Consider the following 9,558-nt stretch of genomic DNA (forward strand, 5'->3'; position numbering starts at 1 on the left):
TTAAACCGGGCCATTTTCGGATGATTCTCAAGCAGGGTTTTCATAACGGCTTCCGGAACCGGGTGAAATTCTACGCCTGCGTACAAATCCTCCGTGTTTTCCCGAAAAACGACCAGGTCGATATCGTCTCGATAGTTCAAGGGATTCCCGGGATACGCCTTACACGGACGAAGGTTCGTGTGAAGGTTGAACAACTGCCGAAGACCCACAATCGGGCTGGAATAGGTGAATCCTTTTCCTTTGAGTTCCGGCGAAAGTTCCTTTTCGGCCTCATCTTTTGGCTTGGATGTAATGGCACCAAACAAGCATGCATCCGTGTTTCTCAGCAGATTAATGGTCCGATCCGGCAAGGGATTGCCTTCTTTCACCCAGAATTCCCAGCCTATATCCCCATATTCGAATTCCGCATCCAAATCAATGACATTCAGCACAATCATGGCCGCTTCCATGACGTCTTTACCCACGCCATCGCCGGGCAATACTGCAATTCTATATTTTGCCATTTATTTATTCCTTTATTTGGTTCGGACAATTGATTTTTGGTTCATTAAATACTGCATTTTTCTCAGCATGTCTTTTGGTCCGGCTATTCAATCAAATCAAAATCAATAAAATCTGAATGGTGAAAAATAATGGCTTCGGGCGACCTCTTGAAACCCTCGCCTTCTTTCGAATGAACAGCGGCAATGTGCAAAACTTCGTCCGGTAATTCATGCTTAAATCCGAGTGCAACTCCCGTAAAGGGGTGCCTTAAATACCGCCCGTGTTTGCTTTTCACGATTTTTCCGTCTTTTTTCTCATATTCGAATAGCTTTCCCACATCGGCAATGAGCGCACCGGCCACCAGATAGTCCCGATTCACCGGTGTTTTTCGGTCGCCATAGGCCTCTGTTAAAACGGAATCAATGGCCAGGCACATTCGACACACGGTTCGAACATGTTCCAAAAAGGTGATTCTGACGTTTTCTTTCAGAAGCGTAAAGGGAATCGACAGCAGTTCGTCAATTGTCCAGTTTCGATGAGCCATTGCTTCTTCCCACACGTCCAGAACCTTTTCCCGAAGCGCCTGATCCTGAATGTCGCTGATTTCCGGAATGACTTTCAAAAGATCGTCTCGCATGTAATGATACTCCTATTGCTTTTTAGTATTTTTTTCAGACTAAAATTATTTACGATTCATTCAAATGCCGTTCTTCGGGACCGTCGTATTCGTGATCGGCCGGGTGAATTTTTCGCATCGGCTTGTAGCGTGTCTGTTCTTCATAAATATGCGCGACCAGCCCCGGTATACGCGCCATGATGAAAAATGCATTGGCCAATTCCGATGGGAAATCCAATTCGCAGAGCATGGTCGCAATGGCCCCGTCCACATTGATGGGCAGCTTCTTACCCAAATTGCTTTCAATGGCACCTTCAAGTGCCCGGGCGATTTCCACGTATGTCCCGGCTACACCCAGTTCTTCTGCCAGCTGGAATAATTTCTTACTGCGCGGATCCTGGGTGTGAAACCGATGCCCGTAACCGGAAATCTTCATCTTCTTTTCGCGATAGCTTTTCACCAGTCGGTCCGCTGCTTCCTGAAAGGAAAGAGTCTCTGTTTTGGCCGACTCTTCAACTTTGTGAAGAATCGTCATGCACTCTTCAATGGCCCCGCCATGCCATTTTGAAATGGCCAGAATGCCTCCGGCAAGCGCCGAGTTCAAGGGAGCACCTGTTGAGGCAATCGTAATGGCCGCCAGGGTAGAAGGCGGTGTGGCTCCGTGATCGATTGAGGAAACCAGCATGGCTTCCACGAGTTTGCCTACATTTTCGGGAGGCAATTCCCCCTTCAAGATCAGGTAAACCGCCTGTGGAAAGGAAATGCTCCCCATCAGTTCATCTACGGGGTATCCGCGAACACTGATCTTGTTCGGTTCAATTTTTGTAATTGCTGTTTTCCAGTGTAAATCGTCCATTTATGGTCTCCACGTTTCGTCCATTAGTGATTGAAATGATTGGTTCTACTGGCTTTTTTGTAGATTTATTTTCCTAAAACACAGAAAGCATTCCATTCTGACCCTCCCTCCGGCCCCCTCCCTGAGATCAGGGAGGGGGAGTCAGGGGGTGGATCAAAAAGAGGCCGTGCCTCACTATTCAGAAATATTGCTTTTCCTATAAAAATTCCAGTAGAGTCAAATGATTAAACCGTCCTGTGAATTTGCACCAATTTACACAACATCAGAAAGTGCCATTCCATTGAAAAATGAGAAAAGTTGTAATCGTAATTTCTACGAAAGCCCCATTGAATGCAACACCTCTCCGGTGACCCGCGGGATGTCATTAAACGACTCCACCACGTGGGCACCTACTTCTTTGAGCCGCTTTACCTTTCCTTCGTAGGTTCCCCGCCCCCCTTCAATAATGGCCCCGGCATGAGAAAATCGGGTTCCCTCTTTGGCCGCTTTTCCGCCAATGTAGGCAATAAGCGGTTTGGTAAACTCACCCTTTTCAATCAGATCGGCTACCTGTTCTTCCTGAGATGTCCCAATCTCGCCAAACATGACCACCGCCTTCGTTTCCGGATCCTGCTCAAATCGTTTCATGATTTCCGGATGAGGCAGGCCTACGATCGGATCGCCTCCCACATGCACAATGGTACTCAACCCAATCCCGCTTTTCGACAAATAGTACGCAATGGACGATGTAATTCCTCCGCTCCGGGACGAAACACCCACATGACCGGGCTTAAACCATTGCCTGGCCGATTTCGCTCGTCCTCCCATCATGCCCAGCACCGCCTTGCCCGGACTGAGCAGACCCAGCGTATTGGGACCCACAAAACTGGCCCCCGTTGAGCGTGCGGCCTTTACAATTTCGAGCACGTCGTAAATCGGAACGCGATCCGGGACCAGTACCAGCAGCTTAATGCCTGATTCAAGAGCCTCCAGGGCCGAGTTTTTGACAATCGGTGCCGGAACGAAGACCACGCTCACGTCGATTTGACCCACATTTTCCTGAGCCTCTTCGATTGTATCAAACACAGGAACCCCGTGAACCTGCATTCCCCCCTTACCGGGCGTCACACCTGCAACCACCTGCGTCCCGTAATCCAACATCAATTGGGTACGCGCCTGGCCTTCCCGCCCCGTAATTCCCTGCACCAGAACCTTTTTTGTTTTATCGATCAGAATCGACATTGTTCCTCCAAAATCCAGTTTTCTTACGGTACTCTTCCAAACCCGGAATCGGCAAATCGATGAAAGCGCCCTTATTCCCTTCAAATTCGCAGGCCAATTCGCAGGCCAAACACTCCGTGCATTTGCCCTTTTTGGCCTCCTCTTCTGCGATGGCCAGAACCGGAAACTCACCGTCCAATTTCAGGATTTCCGGCTGGCAGGCCGCAATGCACGCTTTCGATTCACAGGTCTGGCATTTGGCGTAATCAAATGTCACGCTTCCTGTAAGCGTTTGAAAGGTGTAAGGCTTCTCAGCCGTCGGTTTCACAAAGGGCTTAGGGGGCTCGCCGGATTCCTTGTACGTATCTACCAAAAGTCGCAGTCGCTCCGCGCAATAATCAGCAGAATCGTCTTTTTTGTACCCTTCAACCGGGGCCGGTAAATCCTTGGTGTATTTTGTCAAAATCTCTACGGCAAGGTCTTCTTCATTTCCCCCCAAACGAATAACGGCCGGAACGGAAAGCCGCTCCTCCCTGAAGGCCTTAACCAGCCCCCTGGCCGAATGGAATTGCTCCTGACTGGCCACACCCGATCCCGAACCAAAATACCCGTCTATTCCCTTTTGCGAAAGAATAATTTTTGCCGCCCGGTACACCTTGGATGCCGGAGGATTTCCGCTGGTGTCCGTAAAATTCGCGATCTTGAATCCCTGTTTATTCACGGCATCCATCGACATCATGGAACCACCGCCGCCGGCGCCATGAAACCCGATGTACCCTTCTCCCTTTTTGAACCCCTGCTCCAATTGAATAAAATAGAAGGTTCCCCGATAATCATTTTTTTCCACTTTGTAGGCAATTTTCTCAAGCTCCGTGGGCGGATGATCGAACTCCCGGGCAATTTCTATTCCCAGCTCCGGGTGGCGGTAGATGGCATAGTCATCGATGGTTAACCGGCAATCTGCAGCAAAAATGGTCCCGTCTTCCGTCAGAACAAGAGGATTGATTTCGGCCGCGCGTGCGTCGTACTTTTTGGCGATTTTCCACAATCCGACCAACACATTGGCAATGTGCACCTGCAATTTTCCGTGGATGCCCGTTTTGCGAACCAGATTTCTCGTCTGGTAATCCCGCAATCCCGTCAGAACATCGATGGACATTTTGCCCAATTTGTCCGGATGTGCCTTTGCAATTTCCTCAATCCCGGTTCCTCCGACGGAGCTGAACAGAATCAGCGGGGATTTCGAGGTGTCGTCGATGATAATTCCCGTGTAAAATTCCTCTTGAATGGCCAGCTTTTCTTCGACCAACACCTTTTCCACACGAAATCCCTTGACAGACAGGCGAAACAGGTCTTCTGCTTTTTCAAACGCTTCGTCTGCCGTATCAGCAAACTGAATGCCCCCAAGAGAGGCCCGTTTTGTCGTCCACATCTGGGCTTTTAAAACGACAGGCTTTCCGATTTCAGCAGCAATCTCTTTGACCTCCCCGGGCGAGGAGGCAACCCTTCCCTCCGGAACTGAAATCTTAAACGCCTTCAGCAATTCTTTTCCTTGATATTCAAATAATCGTGCCACGTTTTTCCTCTATTATTTTTTCTGGGTTTTCATGTCAACCGGATCAAAAATAGATGCAGCATCCCGTATATGGAAAATATTGAATTCCTGCGATTTTGTCAACAAGATATTCGTTAATTTTGCATCCTAAGATCAGCGGTTCCCGTACTCCACACACAAATCCTTCAAGAAGCATTCCTCACACTTGGGCGCACGGGAGGTGCAGACTTTTCTCCCGTGTTCAATCAACAGATGCGAAAACAGGGTCCAGTCGCTGCGGGGAATTTTCTGCATAAGAATTTTTTCGATTTTTTCAGGATTTTTCTCCCCTGTCAGACCCAATCGCCGCGAAAGCCTGCCCACGTGCGTATCCACCACGACGCCCACATTTTTTCCAAAGGCATTTCCCAGAACGACATTTGCTGTCTTCCGTCCCACGCCCGGCAGCCGGACAAGCGCCTCCAGGGAATCGGGAACCTCGCCGCCGTGTTTCCCGACAATGATTTTACAGGATTCCTGAATGCTCCTGGCTTTTTGATGATAAAACCCCGTCGAACGAATGATTTCCTCCAGTTTTTCGATGGGAACCTCAGCCAGGTCGCGCGCTGTGGGGTAGTTCCTAAACAGCTTCGGGGTCACCTTGTTGACCCGTTCGTCGGTGCACTGGGCGGAAAGAATGGTGGCCACCAGCAATTGGACCGGTGTTTTGAAGTCCAGCGTGCAGGTCGCATCCGGGTAAACTTTTTTCAGGCGATCCAATACCTCGATTGCATGGCTGTCCCCTTTTTCCGGTTCCGAATCGGTTTCGGGGACAACCCAATAATTCACCACGGCGTCAGGCTTACCCAAGAATGGAATATCCTCCATCTACAATAATGGTCTGTCCCTGAATCATTTTTGCCAGATCGGAACAGAGCAAAATGGCCACATTCGCCACATCTTCCGGGGTAGTCAGACGGCCGGCCGGGGTTCGTTTCAGGGATTCTCTCAGAATGTCCTCCCGATTGGGAAAATGTTTGAGCGCATCCGTATCCACAACACCCGCGGAAATTGCATTCACCCGAATATTTTTCGGGGCCAATTCCACCGCCAAATGCCGAACAATGGATTCCAGAGCCGCCTTCGACGCACCCACAGCCGTGTAATTGGGAATAGCTCGAATGGCTCCCAAACTGGACACGGCAATGATAATTCCTTCGGAATCCGGTTTCTTGATGGCGTAAAAATGCTGGGCCAGAGGGATAAGCGTGGCAGCGTTGATGTCCATGGTCCAGTGCCAGTGCCGCATGGTAAGCTCAAGAGCCGGTCTCAGCACGCCGGAGGCCGCATTGCTGACCAGAATATCCAGATGACCAAACTCCTTTTCGATTTCCCCAAACATGGCCGTTATTTGATCTTGTTCCGCCACGTTGGCCTTGAGAATCAGGGCACGACGCCCGGCATTTTCAATCATTTTGGCCGTTTCCAGGGCCCGTGTATTTTGCCTGAGATAGTTGATGGCCACATCCGCACCCGCTTCCGCCAAACGCACGGCAATGGCTCGCCCAATGCCACGTGACCCTCCCGTAACAAGAGCTTTTTTTCCTTTGAGATCCTGCAGCATATGTCCTCCCAAAACATCCTGTTTTTCGAAATGAATTCTTACAAATACCGTAGAATAGATAAAAAGAAAGCGGATTCACCATCCGCTGACAACATAAGCATCTTCTCATTTTTCTTTTAAATTATACAAATTACAAACAAAAAAATCAAGACTTATTTAACCTGCATTATTCACAAATTTTCGCCATGAAGACCCTGAGTCACGAAGGTTATCATAATTAAAATAAGCGGACGAATTAGTGAATCTTCACCACGATGATCGTCAGATCATCTTCAAGATAATCCTTTTGTGTGAAATTGGAAACTGCCTTTAAAATGGCCTTCCGAATCTGGTAGGCACCCAGGTTGTGCTTGGTAATGAGGATGTCCAGAAGCAAAGCCATCTCAAAGAATTCTCCTTTGGGATTGCTGGCTTCAATGAGTCCGTCCGTGTAAAAAAACAACAGATCACCGGATTTCAGCCGGATCTTTTCGCGCCGGTAGGGCGGATTTTTCACAAATCCCAGAACCGTACCGCCCGTTTCAAGAAATTTTATCCGGCCCGTCTGTGTAATTAAGATCGGTGGATTATGCCCGGCGTTGCAGAACTCAAGGATTTTCTCTTTGGGATTTAATTCTGCCAGAAAAAAGGTGGCATATTTTCCCGGCAGTGTGTGTTCATAAAGAATTCGATTCAATCGGGCAACCAGACGATCGACTGTCCAATTTTCATTAATGCGGCTTTTAAAGGCCGAATACAGGGATGCCATCATCAGGGCGGCCGGCGCCCCTTTCCCCGAAACATCGCCGATGCAAATGCTGATATCACCCTTTTTCAAACGGGCAATATCGTAAAAATCACCGCTGACCAACCGGGAAGGAAGATTCACGGCTGAAAATTCATATCCCGGTACACGCGGCAGGCGCTTCGGAAGCAATGTCTTTTGAATTTCCCGGGCCAGACGCATTTCCCGCTCAAGCATTTGTTGTTCCATCAAACGCTGGTGAAGGCGGGCATTTTCAATGGCAATAGCCGCGTGGCCGGCCAGCGCTTCCAGAAGGGATAAATCGGATTCCACAAATGCGTTCTCTTTGTCCGATTCAATATTGAGAACACCAATAATTTTCCGCCGCCAATAGAGCGGTGCAATGAGCTCCGACCGCGTCTCTTTCCGGGCAATAATATAGCGCTTTTCCTTGAGAACATTGTTGATAATAAGCCCTCTCCCCGATTTGGCAACCACCCCAATCAATCCCCGACCCACCTTTAGATCGGCCTTTTTAACCGCCTCGGCATCGTAGCCGCGCAATATTTCCGGATGAATATTGCCTTTTTTGTCCGTCAGGAAAATCCCCGCGGCATCATACGGAATCACTTGACGAACCGAATCGATAATCAAATTTAACACTTCATCCAGCTCGATTGAGGAACTGATCTTCTTGGCCACCTCCAGGAGGAGCGTTTTCTCAAGGGACTCCCGTTGAATTTGCCGATAAAGACGGGCATTTTCAATGGAAACAGAAACCTGCAATCCCAGAAATCCCAGGAATTCGAGTGTTTTGTGATCAATGCTTCCGGGCTGCTCCAATTCAATCATAATAAAGCCGATCAACTGCTCCGAATGGACCAGCGGAACAACGAGAATAGAATCGGCTTCAAGTGTTGTGCCTTTGGTCGCAACCAGATTTCGGTTCACTATGAGCGGCTCCAGACCGTGCTTTTCGAATTCCTGCTGTATTCTGGGAGCCACTATCTCCTTAAGAGAGACATAGGCCTCCCGACTGTACCCGCGTGTAACCTCATATTCAATAACCTTTTTCATCCGGCAAAGAATAAAAATAGCCGCCTTTTTGTAGGGATAGATTTCCTGAAACAAATCCAAAACGGCATTCATGAGTGAGTAAATCTGAAGATTCGAGGATATAATTTTCCAGAGCGAACGTGTAATTTCTTTTTCCTGACTGGCTAATAATCTGACTTTCATGGCGGTCCGTTAGATATTTGCTTCTGTAAGATTTTTCTCTTCAATTTTTATGATATAATCTAAGAGAAGTTTCGATAAAACTCCAATCAAAGTTCCGGAAACAATCGATACAAGTGTAAGATACGGAAACAACCAGAAAAGTTCACCGCTTCGCACAAATAAAAAATAGGCCAAAATCAACTGGCTTGTATTGTGGGTAAACGCCCCCAAAATACTGTTGCCCACAATTGAAATTCCCCGGCCATAGGTTTTGACAACGCCCATCACCGCCGTGGCCAGTACGCCGCCCGTCAATGCAAAATAAAAAACAGGATTAAAGAATCCGCCAAACAAGAGGGCCGTAATGAATATCCGAAGCAGCACGACCCAAAAGGCCGCTTCAACATCGAATAGATACAGGGCCAGAAGGGTTGCAATGTGCGACAACCCGATTTTGCCGCCGGGCAAAGGCTGAGGCAAAAAGCTTTCAATTCCGAAGAGCAGTAATCCGCTGGCTGTTAATAATGACAGAATAATCCATTTTTTTAAGGAATCGCGTCTCATGAGTCATCGATTATTGGGTGATAACGTCAAAGGTTGGCTGATTTGGGCCGGTAATTCGAATCACGATACGATTGGGGACACAAACAATGATCTGGCCCGGACGAGAGATTTTCCCCATGCGCATGCAAATTTTGTGGGGGCAGTGAGACTGACTCACCCAAACCTTTCCCTTCCGAATCTGAAGAACCAATCCTCCTGAATCACCCGGAACAGAAAGGCTTTGATCCTTATTTAACGGCAATCGGTAAATGGGATGATTTCTGTACTCGATTACAACCGACGTCCCTTTTTTAAAATTACCCTGCAGATTCAGGAGAAACCCGGCACCGGCAACCACCAGCAAGGCCCCAATAATTACCCAATCCCCCCGGGAAAAATATTTAAAAAGCGGCCTCATTTTTTCTGAAGTTTCTGAATAGTTTTTTCCTTAAGAACCGACCGATTGTAGTATTCCCGGGCCACGTCATTTTGAGGATCCAGTTTCAACAAATTGGAAAATATTTTAATTGCCGCCTGATAATCCTCTTGAGAATATTTTTCGATTCCTGTTTGTAACAAGGACTTTACTTCTTTGCTTAATTCTTCCTTCGAAGTTTTCAAGTAACTCGCCGCTTTTTCGTTGGAGGGTTCCCCATCCAAAACCTTCTCAAAATAATGAATGGCCTGAACGTAATGTTGCCCGTTGAATGCCGCTATCCCTGCATTCAGATTTTTTTCCAACTCAATCTGATTGGTTAAA

Annotated in this window: 11 protein-coding genes; all 11 read right to left on the minus strand. The window is 48.0% G+C overall.

The window, feature by feature from the left end:
* Nucleotides 1-503, minus strand: a 503-nt coding sequence (locus tag GXO76_05930; protein ID NOY77393.1) for an isocitrate/isopropylmalate dehydrogenase family protein, incomplete at its 3' end; no start/stop codon positions are given.
* Nucleotides 504-586: 83 nt separating this feature from the next.
* Nucleotides 587-1,120 carry a hypothetical protein gene (locus GXO76_05935; protein ID NOY77394.1) on the minus strand — a complete coding sequence of 178 codons (534 nt, stop codon included), beginning with the start codon at nucleotides 1,118-1,120 and terminating at the stop codon, nucleotides 587-589.
* Nucleotides 1,121-1,169: 49 nt separating this feature from the next.
* On the minus strand, nucleotides 1,170-1,955 hold the full coding sequence (locus GXO76_05940; GenBank protein NOY77395.1) for a citryl-CoA lyase: 786 nt from the start codon (nucleotides 1,953-1,955) through the stop codon (nucleotides 1,170-1,172).
* Nucleotides 1,956-2,267: 312 nt separating this feature from the next.
* The gene (locus GXO76_05945) at nucleotides 2,268-3,176 is read right to left on the minus strand and encodes a succinate--CoA ligase subunit alpha (protein ID NOY77396.1); all 909 of its coding nucleotides are present in this window, start codon (nucleotides 3,174-3,176) and stop codon (nucleotides 2,268-2,270) included.
* Nucleotides 3,157-4,731 carry a succinyl-CoA synthetase subunit beta gene (locus tag GXO76_05950; GenBank protein NOY77397.1) on the minus strand — a complete coding sequence of 525 codons (1,575 nt, stop codon included), beginning with the start codon at nucleotides 4,729-4,731 and terminating at the stop codon, nucleotides 3,157-3,159. Before GXO76_05950 ends, GXO76_05945 begins: the two co-directional genes overlap by 20 nt.
* Nucleotides 4,732-4,863: 132 nt before the next feature.
* Nucleotides 4,864-5,577 carry an endonuclease III gene (gene nth, locus GXO76_05955; protein ID NOY77398.1) on the minus strand — a complete coding sequence of 238 codons (714 nt, stop codon included), beginning with the start codon at nucleotides 5,575-5,577 and terminating at the stop codon, nucleotides 4,864-4,866.
* On the minus strand, nucleotides 5,552-6,313 hold the full coding sequence (fabL, locus tag GXO76_05960) for an enoyl-[acyl-carrier-protein] reductase FabL (protein NOY77399.1): 762 nt from the start codon (nucleotides 6,311-6,313) through the stop codon (nucleotides 5,552-5,554). Before fabL ends, nth begins: the two co-directional genes overlap by 26 nt.
* Nucleotides 6,314-6,548: 235 nt before the next feature.
* Nucleotides 6,549-8,276, minus strand: coding sequence for a SpoIIE family protein phosphatase (locus GXO76_05965; protein ID NOY77400.1), 1,728 nt, complete (start codon nucleotides 8,274-8,276; stop codon nucleotides 6,549-6,551).
* 9 nt (nucleotides 8,277-8,285) lie between these two features.
* Entirely contained in the window at nucleotides 8,286-8,819 is a 534-nt protein-coding gene (locus GXO76_05970; protein ID NOY77401.1) for a Gx transporter family protein, read from the minus strand.
* A gap of 10 nt (nucleotides 8,820-8,829) precedes the next feature.
* On the minus strand, nucleotides 8,830-9,216 hold the full coding sequence (locus tag GXO76_05975; GenBank protein ID NOY77402.1) for a NusG domain II-containing protein: 387 nt from the start codon (nucleotides 9,214-9,216) through the stop codon (nucleotides 8,830-8,832).
* The coding region (locus GXO76_05980) for a hypothetical protein (GenBank protein ID NOY77403.1) at nucleotides 9,213-9,558 on the minus strand (346 nt) is incomplete at its 5' end. The genes GXO76_05980 and GXO76_05975, both read right to left, overlap by 4 nt.

The sequence above is a fragment of the Calditrichota bacterium genome (genome assembly GCA_013151735.1).
In the GTDB taxonomy this organism is placed as follows: Bacteria; Zhuqueibacterota; JdFR-76; order JdFR-76; family BMS3Abin05; genus BMS3Abin05.

Coding starts and splice junctions, on each gene's coding strand:
- GXO76_05935 (NOY77394.1), bottom strand. CDS start 1,120: ATGCGAGACGATCTTTTGAAAGTCATTCCGGAAATCAGCGACATTCAG.
- GXO76_05940 (NOY77395.1), bottom strand. CDS start 1,955: ATGGACGATTTACACTGGAAAACAGCAATTACAAAAATTGAACCGAAC.
- GXO76_05945 (NOY77396.1), bottom strand. CDS start 3,176: ATGTCGATTCTGATCGATAAAACAAAAAAGGTTCTGGTGCAGGGAATT.
- nth (NOY77398.1), bottom strand. CDS start 5,577: ATGGAGGATATTCCATTCTTGGGTAAGCCTGACGCCGTGGTGAATTAT.
- fabL (NOY77399.1), bottom strand. CDS start 6,313: ATGCTGCAGGATCTCAAAGGAAAAAAAGCTCTTGTTACGGGAGGGTCA.
- GXO76_05965 (NOY77400.1), bottom strand. CDS start 8,276: ATGAAAGTCAGATTATTAGCCAGTCAGGAAAAAGAAATTACACGTTCG.
- GXO76_05970 (NOY77401.1), bottom strand. CDS start 8,819: ATGAGACGCGATTCCTTAAAAAAATGGATTATTCTGTCATTATTAACA.
- GXO76_05975 (NOY77402.1), bottom strand. CDS start 9,216: ATGAGGCCGCTTTTTAAATATTTTTCCCGGGGGGATTGGGTAATTATT.